Raw genomic sequence first — 20,301 nt, forward strand, 5'->3', positions numbered from 1 at the left:
CGTGCCCTTCCTCATACCAGACGAACGTCCTCGACGGCGATCTCGATGGCCTCCATCGCCGCCTCGTTGGCCGTCGCGTTCAGCGCCGGACCCTCGTATTTCGACAGCCAGCCCTCGGAGAATTCCCAGCGCAGCTGCGGCTGACGCGCCTCGTCCAGCAGGATGATGGCGCCGGCCTTGCGTTCGGTCACACCGTCGATCGTGGTCTTGCGCCACTCCCAGAGTTCGCGGTTCTGGGTGTAGCCACGCTTCAGCGTGATGTTGCCGTATTTCCGCAGGCCGGGGATCTTGCGCACCGTGGCGGTATCCGCGCCCTCGCGATACTCGATGATATCCTGTTCGAAACTCAGCCCCCCCACTTCGGTGAAACCAGCGACCGAAAGGCCGTCGATTTCCAGCAGGAAGTTGTACTGGGCATAGGGGTCGTTGCGTGGCATTGAACCGGGCTCCTTCCGTGGAATTGTTCAGGCAGGGCGCGACGTCAGGACGTCGCTTCCCGCGTCTTCTGACCGATACGGATGATGACGAATTCGGCCGGTTTCACGGCGGCGACCCCGACCTCGACGATGAGCCGACCATTGTCGATATCGGCCTGGGTCATGGTGATGTTGTAGCCGACGTTGACGAAGTAGGCTTCTTCCTCGGAGGTGCCCTCAAGGCCACCGTCGCGCCAGATGCCCGTCAGGAACCCCGAAATGGACTGCTTTACCGAGGCCCAGAGCGGCTCGGCGTTGGGCTCGAAGACCGCCCATTGCAGGCCGTTATCGAGCGACTGCTCGATGAACAGCAGCAACCGACGCACGTTGACGTATTTCCACTCGGGATCCGAACTCAGCGTCCGCGCGCCCCACAGCCGCAGCCCCCGGTTGGCGGTGCGAAAGTCGCGGAAGCAGTTGACGTGGATGGGGTTCAGGATGTCCTGCTCGCCCTTGGTCAGCGCTGTCTCGAACCCGAGAATACCGCGCACGACCTCGTTTGCCGGTGCCTTCCAGACACCCCGGTTGATGTCCGTTCGGGCATAGATGCCGGCCACATGGCCTGCCGGGGGGATCTTCAGGATATCGCCGGGATCGCCGAACCGGTCGGGGATGACCAGCCACGGATAGTAGATCGCGCCATAGGTGGTGTCGAAGTTCTGCCGGTGGCCGCGGGCATCCGCCAGCCTGTCGCCCACATCCGTCTCGACCACCGCAAATCGATAGCGCATCTTGGCGCAATGGTTCAGCAGCGCCTTTTGCAGCGAGATGTCGGTTTGACCGGGCACCGCAACGATCGAGATCGAGGATTCGTTCTCCAGCGCCTGAATGCCCGTGCGGTCGCCGGGATCGTCCGAGGCGGTGCCGATGAACGTGTTCGAATCGATCGAGGCATCGTCGTCGGTGCCGCCGACCATTGGCCAGATCACGGCCGCGACCGGTGTGGCGATCCGCCCGTCATCGGCGGTTGCAACATCGACGCCGGCATCGTCCACCGTGCGATCCGAAAGCCGGATCAGTTCGGACCCGCCTGCGTTGCCGGATTCCCGGCCCGCAATCGCCGCGCGATCGAACCGACCGACAATGGTCGGGGCATAGCGCGGATGGTCGGAATTCATCGAAAGATTTTCGAACAGCTCGCTTTCGGCGACCTTGCCGTTTTCGATCCGCTCTGCGATCAGGTGGAACTCCACCGACCGGACCACCGTACCCGGACCCACGCCGGTGCCAAGGCTGCCGGTGAGGACCACCTCGCCGCTGACCCGGTTGACAGAGGCCACCGTGGCCCGCTCGCCAGTGGAGAATTCCAGCACGCTGCCCTCGTAAAGCCCGAAGGCGCTGTCCAGCATCACCACCGTCTCGCCGGTGCCAGCGGCGGCGGCGGTGGCGGTCTCCACGAGGCTCGAACGCTCGGTGCGGACCTGCATGTCATTGCCCCAGGCGCCACGGAACCGGGCGTGGGCCTCGAACATCGGGACGCTCGCCGTGACCGTCACCCCGTCGCCGTGGCTTTCGGTCAGCGCACTGACGGGTACGGTCTCTGCCGCCGAAAGAACACGACGAAACGCGTTGCCGAGCCGCACGATGTCGCCTGCGGCAATGGAGGGTTGCGGGTCCACGTCGAGCGCCGCGGCGCCGGCAACCGAAGCCCCGTCGAGTTGCGTGGCCGCTCCGGCCGCCGCCGTCACAACATCGACGACCGTCGTCGCTGCCGGATGGGCAAACAGCAACGCCTGGTCGACGTCGGGTAGATCGAGCGTCGTCGCGATCACATACTCGGTCAGATCGGGGTTGCCGGTGTCGCTGACCCGCAGGATGTCCCCCGCAGCAATCCCGGTGGGATCGGTCAGGGCAAGCGCAGTGGCCCCGGCCACCATATCTCCGCTGACCGGGAAGTTGGCGCCGTCGGTAAATGTCTGAACCGTGACCGCATCGTCATCTGCCCCGGCCTGGGCGAAAGGCGCATTCACCAGCAGCCGTGTGCCGGTCGCCGGACCCGTTGCGGTCACAAGTTCGGTGCGGTCGTCGTCCGAGATCAGCAGCACCGTGCCAGCGGCGACATTGCTGGCATCCTCGATAGCAATGGTTCCAGCCCCCAACGCGGCAGCCCCGACCATCGTGGTCGACACCCCCTGGGTCAGGTCCGTGCCGTGCACCTGAACGCTGGCCGTGGTGGCGTTGGTTCCGACGATGCGATTGACATAGAGCCTTGCGCCGCCGTTGCCGAAGAACCCCTGGACCGCATAGGGCAGCATGTCGAGCCCGCTGGCCGGATCAGCCAGTGTGGCGTGGTCGATGAACCCGCCGAAGACCCGGTTGAAGGCGCCGAAGCTGGTCACCAGCGTGGGCGTATTTTCCGGCCCGCGCTGGGTGAAACCAACCATGCCTGCCGTGGATGTGCTGGCGCCCTCGATGGGCTTGTTCCCCGAGGAGACCTCCTCGATATAGACGCCGGGTGCAAGATATTCGGGCATCGGTTGCTCTCCTTCGGTCCTAGGTTGTGGTGACGCTCAAGATTGTTTCGTTGACGGGTTTGTTGAAATCGATGCGGATCGTTCGGTCGGTCACGTGAAGGCCGTCGGTTGCCCGCACGGTCACCTCTTCGGCGACAGGCAATGCGTCGAGCCGGAACCAGCCGCCCGCATCGGTGGTCGCGGTGGTTGCCGAAACCGGGGCGAGGATGGACACCGTCGCATTCGGCGCCGGCGTTTCCGAATCGTTGTCCCGCAGCACATAGCCTGCAAGCGCGACCGGCAGCGGGTCGAGGACTCCGCTGAAATCGACGGGCGCGCCGGGCAGAAGCGTCACCTGAACGCTGTCGCCGACAACCGTGATGCTGGTCTGGGTCGGGCGAAGGTCGGCGCCCGGAATGGTCCGGGTCTCCTCGAATGGTTCCCGACCGGGCACGGCGAATGTGACCCTCAGGCGCAGCGGATCGACCGCTTCGAAGGCAGGGGCGGCGCTTTGCGGATCAAGCTGGAACGAGAACCAGCCGCCGTCGCCGCGCCGGAAGACCGCCGGATAGGGCAGCCATCTGTCGGCCGCGCCCGGATCCTCGTAGTGCAATTCCGCCTCGAAGACCGGCAGTGCGAACCCCGTCACGCCCTGCGCCAACCGGCCGGTCGCCACGGCCTGACGGGTCATGGGCGGCGCATATGCCTTGAGCACCATCATCCGTCCTCCCGCTCTTTCAGGCCGGTGGCCACCACCTTCTCGCTGACCCGCGGTTGGCGTCGCGGCGGCAGCGCGCTGTCGACGGCCACGACTTCAACCAGCAAAGTCACCGACAGGCGGTAGGGGGTCGAAAACGCGCTCCAGACTTGCGACAGTTGTTCCATCGACAGAAGGTCGGGACGCACCCGCAACTCGGCCGAAGCGCCGCCAAAACTGTCGCCAATGCCCGCGCCGCCAAGAGCCGAGACAATCGGCGCATCGTGAAACAGCTGGATCACCCGCCCCAGAAGCAACTGGTTGTTCAACTCGTCGTCGTCCACTGGCGTCAGCAGGTAACGCAGTTGCAGTGGGAGGGGCGGCAGGCGGAAGGCGTCGGCCCGGCCCGGGTCAGGCAGCGGGCGTTGATTTCTCAGGTGTCGATCAATGTCGACATGGTAGAGATAAAGTGAGGCCAGCACGCTGGAATCGGAAATGTCGTTCGGGGGCGACAGAGAGATATTGGCGGCAGCGGAGGTGAGCGAAAAATCGACATCAGGAGCGGAGTCCAGCGCCGCGAATATCTGCTGGCGCAGTTCCTGACTGACATCGTGGACAATGCTGAAGCTTGACATGGACCCACCCAATTCTGACGGCGTGGGCCGATCGCGCTTCATGCACGAAAAAATCAGCGCACACTAAGAAATTATCAGAAACAGAGCGCACTATGTAATTATCAGAAAGCCATGTTGTGGCTTGCTGAAATATTCTTTCAAGGTATCACGTTGTGGCAAATCTCTCAACCGTTCATTGCGAAACCGGGGCCAATCATCTGCCCCTCGCAACGCCCCGGAGGTCACGCCGATCGAAGAGTTCAACGGGCCCTGATGATGTGACCGCCACTCCACGGAATCAATGTGCCAAGGTTGGGCTGCGATGATCCACCAGGAAGGCCAGTCATGTCGGAGACTTTCACTGTCGGGCTCGACCTCGCGAAGAATGTGTTTCAGGCACGGCGCAGATGGGCAAACGGTCCCTGCGGCGGCTTCTGCGCGTCGGCGGCAACAGCGTCCTCCAACAGCACGCACATTTTGCGACCCAGCCCGGCACATGGCTGGTCGGGATGCTGTCACGCAAGCTACCAATGCCGGTGAGGGTTGCACCGTCCGACAAAATGGCGCGGATCGTCTGCGCCAGGGTGGCCCGCTGTGGCGTTTGCCAGACACCGGCTCCAGACCAGCATGACCAAGTGATCGCCACCGGTCGCAAGAGCTATGGTTCGTGTTGCTCGACTGTATGCGCTGATTTCTGCGTTTTAGCAGGCTGTGCTATTCTCGCTGGCGTCTCAGAAGAGAGGAGCCCAGTGCATGTGGAATATAGAGCAATTTGTGGCGGACTGTCGAACCGCAGTGAATCGAGATGACACGCACAGATCGGTGGCGGAAGTGGTGGACCGCGCGATGCGCGATCCCGCAGGGGTGACGAGATCATTGGGAGAGCCCACAGAAAGTGGCATTTTTCCGATCTACAAGTCGAGTGATCTGACGATTGTAAATGTCGTCTGGAAACCTGGAATGACGCTGATGCCCCATAATCACGAAATGTGGGCCGTCATAGGCATCTACGGCGGTAGGGAGGACAACATTTTCTGGCGGCGCGTTGCTGATGATCCGGAGGGGCGCATCGAAGCGGCTGGGGCCCTCGCTCTGTCGACAGGCCAATGCACGCCGCTTGGCAAGGATCTCATTCACTCGGTGACGAACCCGATTCCAAAATTGACAGGCGCAATTCACGTCTATGGTGGAGACTTCTTTGAAGCGGAACGAAGCGAGTGGGATCCGGAGAGCTTGACCGAACACGCCTTCGACATGGACAAGGTCCGCGCCCTTTTCGAAGACTGATCCACGCGATGACGGCCAATGTTGAAAACGGCCGCAACATTTGTCCGTCGTCAGAGATTTTAGGACAGATGGCTGTTCTCGCCCTCGAGCACCTTCAGCCGGTGCATCTCGTCTGGCAGCAGATCATTGTTCTTCTTCAAATTGAATTTCGTCATCTGGCTGATCCCGGCTTCGCGGCAGATCTCTGCGACTGTCGTTCCTTGTGTGAGCGCCCGGTGAACCCGGCCTTTTGGGAGCAAGGCTCGCTGTGTGAGGCAGATCAGCGGGCAATCTGGTGCCCGGCAGAATCTGATGGTCATCAGAATATGGGCCAGAAGAAGGGGCCGCGGAACTCTCCGCAGGAATTCAAACGTCGCGTTGTAGGTCAGGCGTTGTCGGCTCCGTCGATAGCGGCTGTTGCCCGGCAATACGAATTGAACGCAAACATGGTGCATCTGAGGTGCAAGGACATGGTTGTTCTTCGACCTCGGATTGAGTTTCCGACCTGACCTGAGCCGGACAGATCGACCATGACCAGGGACGGCCTGAAAGAGTCCCTGATAGAAGCCGCCGACCCGGTGGGGGCGTTCCTGGATGAAATGACGATCCCTGCCCAGCCGCCGACGGCCGGCAGATCGTCAAAGAGTTCTCCAAGGTACATGAATACTGGGCCGAGGAAGAAGGCCGCACACTCTTCCAGATGAAAACCGTCGGCGGCATCATGATCGAGAAGGGCCTGGTCCGCGGCAAATACCAGGCCGGCCGGCCTGGCGCAGCCTGATCTGGTCGGAAAGCGCCCGCCCTCTGGTCGAGGATATGGGCTTTCACATGACCACGGCCCAAGCCTCGGCCGCCGATCCCGCGCCCGACTTCTGACCGCCCCGCGCCCTCTTTCAGGAGAGGGGATGAATCCCCTCGGGGGGCGCCAACGGGGTGAGATATTGCGACCGCCCTGTGTGTCCAGTCCCGCCGGCTGTCGCTTATCGTGATTCAGTAATTGGGGTTTCCTGTCGAACACTAACTGGTTCTGTTCGACGACCGAAGACATTCAGGACAACATTCGATCAGTCAAAAAGGTTGCCCGTATCCAATGGACATTCAGGCAGTGGACCGCCCCCCGATCCGCGACACCACTTGTCAGGCAAGGGCGTACAGAAGCGCAGTGTAAGGCGGCGAAACAAAACCTGAAGCAAAAAAGCGAGGCTGAACTCCGGTCAATTATGTTCTGAACGGTAGCCACTCCGACGCTTCGGCATTGGAAATCGGCAGCGCGAGCGTCAGGCTTGCGCCCGTTTCCGAGGGATTGATGCGCAGCGTCCCACCGTGGCGTACCGCGACAGACAAGGCGATTGCCAGCCCCAGCCCGCTTCCGTCCGACGGTTCGATCTGGGAAAACCGGCCAAAGACAGTCTTGGCCGCGTCCGGGGACAGGCCGCGACCATCGTCCTCAACCTTGACAATTGCCAATGCGCCTTCACGACCCGTCTGGACGGTAATCCGTGAAAGCCCGGCACCGCCGTGTTTCTGGGCGTTATCGATCAGGTTTTTCAACGCTTCCGACACGAAGAACCGGTCCGCACAAACCGGGAGCGACGTGCCGGCCGGTTTCAACTCAAACTCGATCCCCATGCCGAGAATGGCCGGTGCCAGATCCGCGCAGGTCCGCTCGACAAGGGCGCCGAAGTCGAAAACCTCGAGGGAATCCTCAGCATCACCATGCTGCAACCGGTCCAGAGAGAGAAGCTGTTCGGTCACCCGCGCTGCGGAATGAGCTGCGAGGACAAGCTCATCGAGCCGTTGTCGCCGCTCATCATCATTCATCGCATCGCGAGCGGCTTTGGCCATCGACTGCACGGCGGCGGTCGGGTTCCGCAACTGGTGCGCGGCATTGGAAATGAAGACCTGGTGATCCAAGATGTTTGCCTCGACCTTCTGAAACAGTCGGTTGAGCGTCTCCACAATTCCGCGGGTCTCGTCGGGAACGGCGCGCTTGATTGTACTGAGATCATTTGGAGAGCGCGCTGCAATGGCATCCTCCAGGTCGAGCAGTGGCCGCAACCCGAGCCTGACTCCGAACCAGACCACAAGCGCAAGCGTTGCCAGAAGCGCAACAATCAGCGCTGTGGCCCGCAGGGCAAGCTGGTAGGCAAAAGCATTTCGATCGGCAATGCGCTGCCAGACCGTCACTGTCGCATCGCCTTCGAGATTGCCTATGGTCTGGCGCTCGGTCAGTCGAAGAACGCGGACCGGCTCGCCGCGATAGGTCGCCTCGAAGAAGACCGGGCGATAGTTGTCCGCGTCCATTATCCCGCGGGTTGGCGGATAGGCGTATCCCGCGACGTAGATCCCGTCTGGGCCAGTGGCGTGATAGAAGACCTCTCCCCCGGAAGCATCCGTGATCAGATCCCGGGTTGAAGGCAGCAACGCATCGCCTTCGGAGATCGCCACATCGCGGGAAATCGCAAGGCCGGTCGAGAGCAGCGTCCGGTCGAACAACTCCGAGGCGGTGTCATGGGCCACGGTGTAGCGCCAATACACCAACAGGACAGCCATGAGCACAAGCGGCGTTAGGATCAGCGCGAAAAGCCGCTGCCGAAGGGAAAACGTGCCACGCATCATCCTTCAACGTCGAGCATGTAACCCAGACCGCGCGCGGTCTTGATGGACACGCCGTGCCCTGCCAGGCGACGTCGCAGACGGGAAACATGCGGTTCGATCGCTCGGTCGTCCACGTCAGCGCCAACCCCGTAAACGTGGTCTGTCAATTGCGATTTCGAAACCAGACGGCCGCGGCGCTCCAGCAGGCATTCGAATGTCGCCAGTTCCCGGCGCGGGATATCGAGTACTTCACCTTCTGCCATAACTTGCCGTGCCATGCGGTCGAATTCCAAACCTCCAACGCGCTCATGGGTGCCATAGTCCAGATTCCGACGTCGCGACAGGGCGCGGATCCGTGCCTCCAATTCATCCATTTCGAACGGTTTCACCAGATAGTCGTCAGCGCCCAGATCGAGCCCCGCCACGCGGTCGGACGTTTCGATGCGGGCAGTCAGCAGGATCACCGGCATCCCATCGCCACGGACCCGCAGGCCCCGGAGAACCTCCAGCCCACTCCGGCCCGGCAGATTGATGTCAAGCACGACAAGGTCGGCCCCTTGTTGCATCAGAAACGTGTCGGCGTCGTTTCCGTTGTGGATCACGTCCGCGGAATGGCCGCGGTCGCGTAGCCGGTAGGCTATGGCATTCGCCAACGCCTCGTTGTCTTCCACAATCACGATACGCATTTTTCCTCCCACAAGCTTGGCGCAAGCTTGGCCCCCCATTTTGACCCTATCGAACCGGGAATCAATTCCCGAGTCACAACTGAGCCCGGTGGTGAGAGGACCGCCGCCGTGGTTGACTGGTCAAATGGGAGGACACCAATGACCCAATTTACCTTTACGCGCCGCGTCGTTCTTGGAATGGTTGCAGCCGCCGGACTCTCCGCCCCGGCCGCTGCCGAAGTGGACTTTTCCGGCAAGACCATCGAATGGGTCATCCCCTTCTCGGAGACCGGCGGATCGGCCAAATGGGCCAACTTCTTCGGCCCGTTGCTGTCCGAGGAACTGCCGGGCAACCCGACCGTCGTCGTCAAATTCATGCCCGGCGCCGGATCGACCAAGGGCGCCAACTGGTTCCAGCGTGAAGAGCACAAGGACGGCACACTGTTGTTCGGCACCTCTGGCTCGACCCAGTTCCCCTATCTCCTGGGGGATCCGCGTGTACGCTACGAATACAAGGACTGGATCCCAGTCATGGCATCCGGCACCGGCGGCGTCGCCTATCTGAACGCCGAGGATGGTGCCAACTTCGACGGGACAGCCAATGCCCTCAAGGACACCAACTTCATCTTCGGATCACAGGGGGCCACGCGCCTGGATATCGTGCCGCTGCTGGCCTGGAAGATGCTTGGAATGAACGTAGAGCCCGTGTTCGGCATCAAGGGGCGCGGCGATGGCCGGCTGATGTTCGAGCGCGGCGAGGCCAATATCGACTACCAGACGTCCTCGGGCTATCTCGGCGGTTCGACGGCACTGGTCGAAGCGGGAACTGCTGTTCCGATGATGACCTGGGGAGCTCTGGACGAGGACGGTAACATCGTCCGCGACCCGACCTTCCCCGACATCGCCACCTTCAAGGAAGTCTGTGAGGCGACCGACGGATGCGAAACCAGCGGCGAGGCCTGGGACGCATGGAAGGCCTTCTTCGTTGCCGGCTTCCCGTCGCAGAAGATCGCCTTCCTGCCGGCCGGCACGCCGCAGGACGTCGTGGACACATATGTCGCCGCCTTCGAGGCCATTCGCAGCCTGCCCGAATTCAAGCAGATCGCGTCGCAGCAGGTCGGCGACTATCCGATGTTCGTCGGCACCGGCGCCTCCAAGGCTGCTCGTGAGGCGACCACTGTCTCCGAAGGCGCCAAGGCCTATGTCATCAACTGGCTGGCCGACGACTACGGCGTGACGCTCAAGTAAGCGACACGATCTTCGGGCGCCGTGCCGGTGACCGGCCGGCGCCCACTCCCCTTCCCCCCAGACGAAAGCAACTCCAATGGAGATTCTTGCGACGGCTCTGCCTGCGCTTGGCGAAGCGTGGGCCCTCATCCTGCAACCTATCGTTCTCGGCTATCTGGTCCTCGGCGTCGTCATGGGCCTGGCGGTCGGTGTGTTCCCCGGTCTTGGCGGTATTGCCGGCCTGTCGCTGCTCTTGCCCTTCATGTTCGGGATGGATCCGATCCTCGGGCTGGCGTTGATGATCGGCATGGTCGCCGTGGTACCCACATCTGACACATTCGCCTCGGTTCTCATGGGGATTCCCGGCTCCTCGGCCTCACAAGCCACGGTGCTGGACGGCTTCCCGATGGCCAAGAAGGGCGAGGCCGCGCGCGCGCTCTCTGCCGCTTTCTCTTCCTCGCTGTTTGGTGGGCTCGTCGGGGCGCTGTTCCTGACGGTCTTCATTCTTGTTGCTCGGCCCATCGTTCTTGCCTTCGGTCTGCCGGAAATGCTGATGGTCACTGTTCTGGGCCTTTCCATGGTAGCCGTGCTCGCCGGGCGTTTCGCACTCAAGGGGCTGGCGGCGGCAGGGCTTGGTCTGATGATTGGCACAATCGGTGAGGCTGATGCCGGCGGCAGCCTGCGCATGGCGAGTTACGACATTCCCTATCTGACCGATGGTCTTAAGCTTGTGATCGTCGGCTTGGGCGTCTTTGCTATCCCCGAAATCGTCTCCTTGCTGCGTCAGGACCGATCCATCGCCAAGGGTGCAGAACTGGGCGGTGGCTGGTTGGATGGAGTGCGCGACTGGTTCGCCAACATCTGGCTCTCGGTCCGCTGTTCCATCATCGGCGTTGTCGTCGGCATCATCCCAGGTCTCGGTGGCTCGGTGGTCGACTGGATCGCCTACGGCCACTCTGTCCAGACCACCAAAGACAAGTCCAACTTCGGCAAGGGCGAAGTGCGCGGCGTTATCGGGCCGGAAAGCTCGAACAACGCCAAGGAAGGCGGCGGGCTCGTACCGACTCTGCTTTTCGGTATCCCTGGTTCCGGCTCCATGGCGATCTTCATTGGCGCTGTTGCCCTGCTGGGATCCGGCGAGATCGAGGTTGGCCCGGCGATGCTCAAGGACAACCTCGACATCACCTATTCCATCGTCTGGCTGCTGGCTTTGGCGAATGTGGTGGGCACGATCCTGTGCATCGCGCTTTCGGGCGGAATTGCCCGGCTGACGACGATCCGCTTCACCTACCTCGCGCCGTTCCTGTTCATGCTGATCAGCTTCGCGGCATTCCAGTCGGGTCAGAATTTCGAGGATTTGCTCGCCCTGTTTGTCATTGGTCTTATCGGTATTTTTCTGCGCCGGTTCGACTGGTCGCGCCCGGCCTTCCTGATCGGTTTCGTGCTGTCGAACCCGGTGGAGCAATTCACCAACCAAGCGTTCCAGATCGCGTCCTTCCGGTTCCGCAAGAGCTTCGAAGAGGGCATCGACTACATTTTCAGCCCGATCGTGATCATCCTGATCATCATCACTGTGCTGTCGGTTGTTCTGGGCCTGCGTCAGGCGAAAAACATCATGGCGGAAGGCGATGTCCAATCCGGAACCAAGCGGGCACCGATGATCTTTCTGCTGATGATTGCCGGCTATCTTCTGGTCGCCTTGATCAACGCCAACATGATCCCCGACTACAACATGACCGACAAGATCATCCCGTTAGTCATCGGATGCTTCGCGCTTGGTTGCTGCCTTATCCTGTTGGTCCAGATGATCCGCCGCCCGGAAGGGGACGCCATCTTTGCGGACAAGGAAGTGGCCGGTGAGGATGCGGATGCACCTTATGGCCTGTGGTCCACGCTCGCCTGGTTTGGCTCGCTCATCGTCGGCACCTTTTTCGTCGGCTTCATATTTGCGCTGCTCGGGTTCCTGATCACCTTTCTGCGGGTCCGCGCGGGTGCCGGTTGGGGCAAGACCCTGATCCTGACCGCCTGTGGCATTGTCTTCATGTGCCTGATGGCCGGTGTCCTGAACCGCGATTTTCCGCCGGGGCTGCTGCAGCACTACGTCCCACTTCCCTGGCCACTGGGAGGGGAGTGAACCATGACACAGACTGGTATTCCCTATATCTTCATGCGCGGCGGCACGTCTCGCGGACCTTATTTCCGGCGCGAAGACCTGCCCGAAGACCGCGAGATGCTTGCAAAGGTGCTGATCGCAGCGGTCGGTTCCGGCCACGCGCTCAACATTGACGGGATCGGCGGCGGCGCGGCGGTGACGACCAAGGTCGCCATGCTGTCGAAATCCGAAGATGACTGGGCCGATATCGACTATTTCTTTGCCCAGGTATCGGTCGAGGAGCAAATGGTGGATTTCAAACCCACCTGCGGCAATATCCTCTCCGGTGTTGGGCCGGCCGCCATCGAGATGGGACTGGTCGATCCGGACGAAGATGTGACCGAGATCCGCATACGCGCAACCAATACCGGCGCGCGCGTGGTGGCAAGGGTGCGTACGCCCGGCAGACGCCTCTCCTACGAAGGCGATACCGAGATTGCCGGCGTGCCCGGTGTCTCTTCCCCCGTGCAGCTGACCTTCATGGGCGTCGTCGGCTCGGCAACCGGGGCCTTTCTGCCGACCGGAAACCTTTGCGACGAATTTGACGGTCTCGTAGTGACCTGCATGGATGTCGCCATGCCCGTGGTCCTGGCCCGTGCGGAAGATTTCGGGCTGACGGGATACGAGAGCGCCGAGGAACTTGACGAAAACCGCGAGTTCTTTGACCGGTTAGAGGCGGTCCGGCTGAAGGCCGGCGCCGCGATGGGCATGGGCGACGTGTCGAAATCTGTCACGCCGAAATTCGCCATTCTGTCTTCGGCGCGAAAGGGCGGCACCATCGCAGCACGATATTTCATGCCCACGAAGACCCACCCCACCATGGCGGTGACCGGGGCGCAATGTATCGCCTCCTGCGCGCTGACGCCCGGAACCGTGGCTGACGGGATGCTGGACCGCCCCACGGACAGCCCTGCAGATGTGAGCATCGAACATCCTTCCGGCACGATCGACGTGCTGGTCGATTTCGCAAGCGAAAGCGGGTTTACGTTGAACGCGGCTGGTCTTGTCCGGACCGCCCGCAAGCTGGCTGACGGCCAGGTCTATGTTCCCCGTTCGGTGTGGGCGGGACGGGAGGTGGACGCATGAACACCCGAAACATCCTCGTTGCCTTCAACGGCTCGACCAGCGCCGAGACCGCGTTGCGCTACGCCTCTCACATTGCGAGGGCCAATGACGCCCATGTGACCGCACTCGTCGCCCATTCCGGCCACGAGACGGTCGACAGCCATGCCGCCTGGGTGCCGGCGAAGGCGCGCGAAATCATCGCGGCGGCCAATGCCGAGATCATCGACGACATCCACAGGAAGTTCGAAGCCCTGTCCGGGGATCTCGGGCTGGGGGATCGGCTGCACTACATCGCCGCCGCTGGCCGTGTCGACGCGGTGATCTCCGAGACCGCGCGCGGTTTCGACCTGCTGATCGTCGGTCGCCCCTCGGATGGGGACGCCGATGAACATGTCGTACTGCATCCCGACCGGATCGCGCTGTTGAGCGGGCGCCCCGTCTTGGTCGTCCCGGCCGGCTATGACCACAAAGCGCGCCACACACGCGCCGCCGTGGCTTGGGACGGCAGTCGGGCCGCTGGCCGGGCATTGTTCGACGCGCTGCAACTTCTGGAAGACGACGGCGATGTGACCATTGTGACGATCGAGGGCACCGAAATGCCACGCCCCGTGCGCGAGGTCATCGACCATCTCAACCGCCACAACATCGTTGCCCATCACGAGGAACTTGAGCTCTCCCACGGCGTTGGGCGCACGATCCTCGCCTATGCAGAAGTTACGGACCCCTGTCTGCTGGTCATGGGTGCCTACGAGCATTCCAAGTTCCGCGAGGATTTCCTTGGCGGCGTCACAGAACGGGTTCTGAAAAACGTTCGCATTCCTGTTCTCCTGTCTCATTGAGGCCAAACATGTCAATCGTTTCAGAAACCGCCGGTCGCATCCGACAACTCTCGCGCGAACTGGAAATCATCCGCAGCGATCTAAGCGCCGCGCTGGCACAACCGGAGGCGTCCGGGGGCATATCCGATGTCGAGCGCGCGCGTCTGGTGGACTTGCACCGTCGGGTCACCAACGCGCTTTCGTCGCTGCATTGAGAGGCAAGGAACCAATGAAAGTTCATATCCTCGACGATTGGTTCGATACGCTGCGGGCCCTGCCCTGTTTCCGCAAACTGAACGGCCACGACGTCACTGTTTGGACAGATCATGTCGAGGATATCGACACCCTGGCTGCAAGGCTGTCCGGTGCCGAGGCTTTGGTGCTGTTTCGCGAGCGGACTAAGGTCACTCGCGCGCTGCTGGAGCGCCTGCCCCGTCTACGGCTGATCAGTCAGCGCAGCGTCTACCCGCATGTGGACGTCCCGGCCTGCACCGAAAACCGCGTACTGCTCTGCTCCAACATGCATGCCGGCACACCCTCCTATGCGGCGGCGGAGTTGACCTGGGCCTTGATCCTGGCGGCGATGCGCCAAATCCCGGCGCAGATGGCCTCGGTCAAGTCCGGGACATGGCAGATGGGCGTGGGAAAGACACTGCGCGGGCGGCGGATCGGGCTTTATGGCTACGGGCGTATTGCCCAGGCAGTTGCGCGATACGCGCAGGCCTTTGGAATGGAGGTCGTCTGGTGGGCCTCGGACGACGGTCGTGCCAGGGCGCACGCCAATGGAGAGACGATTGCAGAAAACCGTGAGGCGTTCTTCGCGACCTGTGACGTGGTCTCGGTGCACGTCCGACTGAAGCCCGAAACCCGGGGGATCATCACCGCTGTGGATTTCGCGGCAATGCGTTCCGATGCTGTCTTCGTCAACACCTCGCGCGCCGGGTTGATCGCGCCGGGTGCGCTGAAGAAAGCCCTCGACGAGGGGCGTCCGGGCACGGCTGCGATCGATGTGTTCGACAGCGAACCCCTGACTGATCCCAACGATCCGCTCCTCTCCCATTCCCGCCTGATCGCGACGCCGCATATCGGTTTTGTTACCGAGGACGAATTCGATCTGCAGTTCGCCGACATCTTCGACCAGGTCAACGCTTATGCCGAAAGCGCGCCAATCCACATGATCAACCCCGAGGTCTGGGATACTCAGCGGCGCTGATCCAGGCTCTCCGCGTTCCGCACCGCTTCGCGGAACGCGATCACGGCCGGTCTGTCGGCCTGCCCGATCCGGGTCAACAGACCGACCGGCCGCGCAATTCCCGGTGCCGGCAAATGACAATGGACAATACGATCCACGTATCCTTCGGTAATTGCCGATTGCGGAAGAATGCCGATCCCGCTCCCGGCCGAGACCAGTTCCAGCATCGTGCTGGTGCGCTGGACCTCATAGGTCCAGAAGTGGCCCAACCGTGCCCTTGCCATGGCGTCGTCAATGAGTATCCGGTTGCCGGTTCCCCGTGCTGGCAAGATCAGCGGCTGATGGGCAAGATCCTTCCAGCCGATCGTATCGGCTTCCCCCAAACCGTGGCCCGCCGGAACGGCCAGCACCATCGGTTCGTCGAACAGCGGTTCGAACGCGGCCCCAGGCTCTCCGACCGGAACCGAGCAGATTCCGAAATCTGCATCCCCCTGCGCAACAGCCTGGGCGACTTCGGTGGCTGTCATGTCGAGAAACCGGATCCGGGCGGCATTCCCGGCTTCCCGGAAGTAGCGGATTGCTTTCGGCAACAACCGCTCCACCACCGTCGGAATGATGGCGATGGTCACGACCGCATTGCGTTGGTGTTCCAGCGCCACGCTTTCATCGCGCAATGCCAAAGTGGTCTCGCGCACGTCGTCGAGGATGGCTTCCGCCCGCGCTTTCAGCCGCTTGGCCGCCAGCGTCGGCTTGACTGCCCGGGTTGTCCTCTCGAACAGCTCGGACCCGAGGGCTGTCTCCAGCTTCTGGATCCGACGCGTGATGGCCGATTGGGACAGGCCGAGGTCGGTGCTCGCCGTGTGGAAGGAGCCGCTCTCCAGAACCGCCAAAAAGGCTTCCAGATCGCCAAAATCAAAACTGATGCGCATAACGCAATAATCATCCTAAATCCGTCATTGGTCAAATTAAAACGCGCCTGCTACGCAGATCGCAGGAAGGGAAAAGACCATGAACAGCCAATATGACATTGCGGTGATCGGCGGCGGCAACGCGGCGCTTTGCGCAGCCATGACAGCGGCAGAGGCCGGCGCGCGAGTGCTGATCCTCGAAACCGCGCCAAAACCCTACCGGGGCGGCAACTCGCGCCACACGCGCAATTTCCGCTGCATGCATTCCGGTCCACTCGGGCCCTTGGTGGAGGACTACAGCGAGGAAGAGTATTTCTCCGATCTGCTCAAAGTGACCGGAGGCAAGACAGACGAACACCTCGCGCGCCTCGCCATCCGCACGTCCGAGGAATGCCTTCCTTGGATGGAGGCACACGGGGTGCGATTCCAGCCGTCGCTCTCCGGCACACTGTCCTTGGCGCGCACCAATGCCTTCTTCATGGGCGGTGGAAAGAGCCTTGTGAATGCCTATTACCGCGCCGCGGAACGTCTCGGCGTCGACGTGATCTACGATGCCAATGTCACCCATCTGGAACTTGAAGGGGACCGGATCACACACGTCGAGTACACCCATGACGGGCAGGATCACCAGATCGAGCCCAGGGCGGTGATTGTCGCCTCCGGCGGGTTCCAGGCCGATACGGATTGGCTTACGCGGGCCTGGGGCGATCCGGCGAGAAATTTCCTGATCCGCGGAACGCCCTACAACCGGGGTGCCGTGCTGGCAGACCTCTTGGCCCAGGGTGTGAGCCAGGTCGGCGACCCGACCCAGTGCCACGCCGTCGCAATCGATGGCCGGGCGCCCAAATTCGACGGCGGCATCGTCACCCGGCTTGACTGCGTGCCCTTCTCCATCGTCGTCAACAAGCACGCCGAACGATTCTATGACGAGGGCGAGGATGTCTGGCCGAAGCGCTACGCGATCTGGGGCCGGTTGGTCGCCAATCAGCCCGACCAGGTGGGATATGTGATCATCGACGCGAAATCCCTGGAACTCTTCATGCCTTCGGTCTTTCCACCGCTCAAGGCGGACACGCTGGAAGACCTGGCAGTCCAGATGGACCTGCCGCCGGACAAACTGCGCGCGACGGTTGAGAACTTCAACACCGCCTGCGGCGATACCTCCGCCTTCCATCCGACGGAACTGGACGGCGTGGCAACGCGCGGCATCGCACCGCCGAAAACCAACTGGGCCCGCCCGATCACCGAGCCGCCCTTCTATGGCTATTCGCTGCGCACCGGCGTGACCTTCACCTATCTCGGGCTGAAGGTCGACGAGAACGCCCAGTGCTCAACCGCCAATGGCCCGATCCGCAATCTCTGGGCCGCTGGAGAAACCATGGCGGGTTCAATCCTGGGCCAAGGCTATCTCGCCGGATTCGGCATGACCATCGGAACCGTCTTCGGACGCATTGCAGGACGGGAGGCCTCGAACCATGTCGCTTGATCTCATTCAGGAAGCCCGCCGTCAGGCGGAAGTCTGCAACGCTTGCCGCTATTGCGAGGGCTATTGCTCGGTCTTCCCGGCGTTGCACCAGGAGCGTTTCTTTTCCGACGGGAACCTCACCCAGCTCGCCAATCTTTGCCACAATTGCCGCGGCTGTTATTACGCCTGTCAATATACCGCGCCGCACGAGTTCGACCTGAACCTTCCCAAGGCCCTGGCAGAAGTCCGCCGGGAGAGTTGGGAGAACCATGCCTGGCCTGCCCCGGTCGCACGCTTGTTCCAGGCCAACGGCACGTTGATTGCCGCCGCCTGCGTTCTGGGCTTTGCACTGCTGTTCCTGGCCATTCGGGCGATTGGCTCGGCCGGGGGCGAGGGCTTCTACGCCGCTCTCTCACACAATGCAATGGTGGCCATTTTTGCTCCGGCCTTCCTTTTCCCGCTCGCAAGCCTTGCCATGAGCCTGCGCCGCTACTGGAACACGGTCGGCGGCGAACGTATCCGCCTGTCGCATTTTACAGCTGCATTCGGCATGGTCGCGAAGATGAAGGACCTTGCCGCAGGACATGGCGACGGCTGCAATTTCGAGGAAGAGGACCGCTTCTCTCAATCTCGACGGTATGCGCACCAGTTGGTGATGTACGGGTTCCTGCTCTGCTTCGCGGCTACGAGCGCGGGTACCGTCCTGCACTATGTCTTCGACCTGCACGCGCCCTACGGCCTCTTTTCGCTGCCGAAGCTCCTTGGGATCCCTGGTGGCCTGATGCTGGCTTGGGGCACCGCCTGGATGGCAAAGCTCAAGATTGCGGCGGATCGCCATGTCGGGGATCAATCCGCATGGGGTGGAGAGATGGGGTTCATCCTGCTGCTTTGCGTGGTCGCGGTCAGCGGGCTTGCGCTTTACGTCCTGGGCAGTACCGCGGTGATGCCACTCCTGCTCGCCCTACACCTCGGCGCCGTCCTGACTTTTTTCCTGCTCACACCCTTTACCAAGATGGCACACGGTTTCTATCGCCTTGCCGCCCTGGTCAGGGATGCACAGCGCGTGCAGGCGCGTGGCGCAACTGTCCCGAAGCGGGCCCAGCAGGCCAGCGCGAGATCATGATGAGGGTGAAACCGGATCGCGGTCAGGTGGTGCGTGCTACGACGTGCGGCGGTCAAAGTTGAAGGTTGAGATGCCGCGCCTTCGCCCGCTTGCGGCGACGCTCGCGATTGCGTGCCTGGGGGTCACCATCTTTTCCTTGGCCGGCCTGCCGCTGCCCTTTCTGCTTGGGCCGATGTTCGCGTGCCTTGGCTTCGCCCTGCTCGGCGCCAGGCTGCAAGGGCCCGGTGTCATCGGCACCATGTTCCGGACAGTTCTGGGAGTCGCCGCCGGATCGGCGATTTCACCCGATGTCGTGACCCAGATTCCGGACATGTTGCGTTCGCTTGCGCTGGTTCCCGTCTTCGTCGGGATCATCGCGCTGACGGCCTACCCGCTGCTGCATTCCCTCTTCGGCTACGACCGGGTGACGAGCTACTACGGCGCCATGCCCGGCGGCTTTCAGGATATGGTGGTCTACGGCGAAGAAGCCGAGGCCAACATGCGGGTGCTTTCGCTTATCCACGCGACACGGGTTCTGCTGTTGGTGAGTATTGCGCCGCTCGCGCTCAGCCAGATCTGGGGGGTAGACCTGTCTGCCCGCCCCGGCGTGCCGGCCGGTGACATTCCGGCTCGGGAAATCGCTCTGATGGTCGCTGCCGGACTTGGTGGCTGGCTGATCGCCAAACGCCTTGGCGTCTTCGGCGCCTCGATCATCGGACCCCTTGTGGTCACGGGGTGCCTTTCGCTTCTGGGTCTCATCACGCATCGCCCGCCTGCCGAGATGATCTGGGCGGCGCAATTCTTCATCGGTCTTGGTGTCGGCACGCGTTATGCGGGTGTGTCGCTGCTGGAACTACGCCGCACGATCCTCGCCGCGGTCACAAATGGCCTGCTGCTTGCGGCTGTCAGCGGCATCTTCATCGCAGGCGTTGCAAGGCTCGGGATTGCCCCGGGTCTGGATGCTTTTCTGGCATTCCTGCCGGGCGGACAAGGCGAGATGGTTGTGCTTTCAATCGTCGCGGGTGCCGACCTGACCTATGTCGTGCTCCATCACATCTTCCGCCTCGTTCTCGTGATAACCTGCGCGCCGGTGGTGATCAAACTATTCCGAAGACAATAGGACCCGCTGGCCCGGTCTTCCGGCGTCTCTTCCACGATCCGCAGCATCGCGGCCGCGCTCCAGCAGCGGCGACAGTAGCAACTGACGGCGACAGACGACCGTGGGTGGCCTTGGGTTGCATCCCCGATATCCAGGCCGTCAGAGCAGATTTTTTTAGCCCTTTCAAGCAGTTCTTCTCAGCCCGCTGGACCGCCCTCCCCCTTGTCGCCGACTTCGATAAGTGGCTGCACACCAGGCGCTGTTGGGTCTCGGCGCTGGAACGGTGAGACAATGTCAACGACCAATGGCGGGGAATTGATCCTTCTGCCGTTCTGACCTACGCCCCATTTTCTCGTCCGATTTGAAGTTGGGTCCGTCCCGACCTGCACTGCTCCCCAACCTTGGACCGCCGGAGGCTGGACTTTTCCGGCTGTCTCACGATGACGGGCTGGTGACGCCATCGGGATAATGCATGGCAATCGGGACTTTGTATCCGATCGCGCT

18 protein-coding genes and 1 pseudogene are annotated in these 20,301 nt (G+C 62.0%); 12 read left to right on the plus strand and 7 right to left on the minus strand.

Translation table 11 applies throughout. The annotated features are described in order from the left end of the window. Window positions 1-11: 11 nt before the first annotated feature. From AB0T83_RS11855 to AB0T83_RS11870, 4 genes are read right to left on the minus strand one after another with little or no spacing between them, the layout of a single operon-like run. Window positions 12-437: a phage tail protein gene (locus tag AB0T83_RS11855; protein ID WP_366193280.1), complete on the minus strand. Its 426-nt coding sequence runs from the start codon at window positions 435-437 to the stop codon at window positions 12-14. 44 nt (window positions 438-481) lie between these two features. Further along, window positions 482-2,950: a phage tail sheath family protein gene (locus tag AB0T83_RS11860; protein ID WP_366193281.1), complete on the minus strand. Its 2,469-nt coding sequence runs from the start codon at window positions 2,948-2,950 to the stop codon at window positions 482-484. A 19-nt stretch (window positions 2,951-2,969) separates the two neighbouring features. Beyond that, the gene (locus tag AB0T83_RS11865) at window positions 2,970-3,647 is read right to left on the minus strand and encodes a carboxypeptidase-like regulatory domain-containing protein (RefSeq protein ID WP_366193282.1); all 678 of its coding nucleotides are present in this window, start codon (window positions 3,645-3,647) and stop codon (window positions 2,970-2,972) included. Then, window positions 3,647-4,261, minus strand: a complete 615-nt coding sequence (locus AB0T83_RS11870) for a Pvc16 family protein (protein WP_366193283.1) — start codon at window positions 4,259-4,261, stop codon at window positions 3,647-3,649. Before AB0T83_RS11870 ends, AB0T83_RS11865 begins: the two co-directional genes overlap by 1 nt. 377 nt (window positions 4,262-4,638) lie before the next feature. Between AB0T83_RS11870 and AB0T83_RS20580 the strand changes: the two are divergent. From AB0T83_RS20580 to AB0T83_RS20585, 3 genes and pseudogenes are all read left to right on the plus strand, one after another. Beyond that, window positions 4,639-4,857, plus strand: a pseudogene (locus AB0T83_RS20580) (IS110 family transposase); the annotation flags it as partial. 136 nt (window positions 4,858-4,993) lie between these two features. Beyond that, window positions 4,994-5,527 carry a cysteine dioxygenase family protein gene (locus AB0T83_RS11875; protein WP_366193284.1) on the plus strand — a complete coding sequence of 178 codons (534 nt, stop codon included), beginning with the start codon at window positions 4,994-4,996 and terminating at the stop codon, window positions 5,525-5,527. A gap of 8 nt (window positions 5,528-5,535) precedes the next feature. Further along, a complete protein-coding gene (locus AB0T83_RS20585; protein ID WP_435891163.1) occupies window positions 5,536-6,015 on the plus strand; it encodes a hypothetical protein in 480 nt (159 codons plus the stop codon). A gap of 709 nt (window positions 6,016-6,724) precedes the next feature. On the opposite strand, the gene AB0T83_RS11885 is transcribed toward AB0T83_RS20585, so the two are convergent. Together AB0T83_RS11885 and AB0T83_RS11890 are read right to left on the minus strand one after the other, a co-directional pair. After that, complete coding sequence (locus tag AB0T83_RS11885; protein WP_366193285.1) at window positions 6,725-8,125, minus strand: sensor histidine kinase; 1,401 nt, start codon at window positions 8,123-8,125, stop codon at window positions 6,725-6,727. Then, window positions 8,122-8,790, minus strand: coding sequence for a response regulator transcription factor (locus AB0T83_RS11890; protein WP_366193286.1), 669 nt, complete (start codon window positions 8,788-8,790; stop codon window positions 8,122-8,124). The genes AB0T83_RS11885 and AB0T83_RS11890 overlap by 4 nt, the downstream gene beginning before the upstream one ends. Window positions 8,791-8,928: 138 nt before the next feature. Between AB0T83_RS11890 and AB0T83_RS11895 the strand changes: the two genes are divergently transcribed. The 6 genes from AB0T83_RS11895 to AB0T83_RS11920 all read left to right on the plus strand — a co-directional run bounded on the left by AB0T83_RS11895 (window position 8,929) and on the right by AB0T83_RS11920 (window position 15,244). After that, entirely contained in the window at window positions 8,929-10,017 is a 1,089-nt protein-coding gene (locus tag AB0T83_RS11895; RefSeq protein WP_366193288.1) for a tricarboxylate transporter, read from the plus strand. A 76-nt stretch (window positions 10,018-10,093) separates the two neighbouring features. Further along, complete coding sequence (locus tag AB0T83_RS11900) at window positions 10,094-12,130, plus strand: tripartite tricarboxylate transporter permease (RefSeq protein WP_366193289.1); 2,037 nt, start codon at window positions 10,094-10,096, stop codon at window positions 12,128-12,130. A 3-nt stretch (window positions 12,131-12,133) separates the two neighbouring features. Beyond that, the gene (locus AB0T83_RS11905; RefSeq protein WP_366193291.1) at window positions 12,134-13,234 is read left to right on the plus strand and encodes a 4-oxalomesaconate tautomerase; all 1,101 of its coding nucleotides are present in this window, start codon (window positions 12,134-12,136) and stop codon (window positions 13,232-13,234) included. Further along, complete coding sequence (locus AB0T83_RS11910) at window positions 13,231-14,052, plus strand: universal stress protein (RefSeq protein ID WP_366193293.1); 822 nt, start codon at window positions 13,231-13,233, stop codon at window positions 14,050-14,052. The genes AB0T83_RS11905 and AB0T83_RS11910 overlap by 4 nt, the downstream gene beginning before the upstream one ends. An 8-nt stretch (window positions 14,053-14,060) precedes the next feature. Then, window positions 14,061-14,246: a hypothetical protein gene (locus AB0T83_RS11915; protein ID WP_366193295.1), complete on the plus strand. Its 186-nt coding sequence runs from the start codon at window positions 14,061-14,063 to the stop codon at window positions 14,244-14,246. Between the two features lie 14 nt (window positions 14,247-14,260). Then, on the plus strand, window positions 14,261-15,244 hold the full coding sequence (locus AB0T83_RS11920; RefSeq protein WP_366193296.1) for a D-2-hydroxyacid dehydrogenase family protein: 984 nt from the start codon (window positions 14,261-14,263) through the stop codon (window positions 15,242-15,244). Here the strand turns inward: AB0T83_RS11920 and AB0T83_RS11925 are convergent. Next, window positions 15,232-16,152, minus strand: a complete 921-nt coding sequence (locus AB0T83_RS11925) for a LysR family transcriptional regulator (protein WP_366193298.1) — start codon at window positions 16,150-16,152, stop codon at window positions 15,232-15,234. The two genes, AB0T83_RS11920 and AB0T83_RS11925, sit on opposite strands and share 13 nt — an antisense overlap. A gap of 79 nt (window positions 16,153-16,231) precedes the next feature. Between AB0T83_RS11925 and tcuA the strand changes: the two genes are divergently transcribed. The 3 genes from tcuA (at window position 16,232) to AB0T83_RS11940 (ending at window position 19,818) form a co-directional block, all read left to right on the plus strand. Then, complete coding sequence (gene tcuA / locus AB0T83_RS11930; protein WP_366193300.1) at window positions 16,232-17,617, plus strand: FAD-dependent tricarballylate dehydrogenase TcuA; 1,386 nt, start codon at window positions 16,232-16,234, stop codon at window positions 17,615-17,617. Continuing rightward, a complete protein-coding gene (tcuB, locus tag AB0T83_RS11935; protein ID WP_366193301.1) occupies window positions 17,607-18,719 on the plus strand; it encodes a tricarballylate utilization 4Fe-4S protein TcuB in 1,113 nt (370 codons plus the stop codon). The genes tcuA and tcuB overlap by 11 nt, the downstream gene beginning before the upstream one ends. Window positions 18,720-18,789: 70 nt before the next feature. Continuing rightward, the gene (locus tag AB0T83_RS11940; RefSeq protein WP_366193303.1) at window positions 18,790-19,818 is read left to right on the plus strand and encodes an AbrB family transcriptional regulator; all 1,029 of its coding nucleotides are present in this window, start codon (window positions 18,790-18,792) and stop codon (window positions 19,816-19,818) included. The last annotated feature ends 483 nt before the right edge of the window (window positions 19,819-20,301 follow it).

This window comes from Meridianimarinicoccus marinus, from assembly GCF_040689105.1.
Lineage (GTDB): Bacteria > Pseudomonadota > Alphaproteobacteria > Rhodobacterales > Rhodobacteraceae > Meridianimarinicoccus > Meridianimarinicoccus marinus.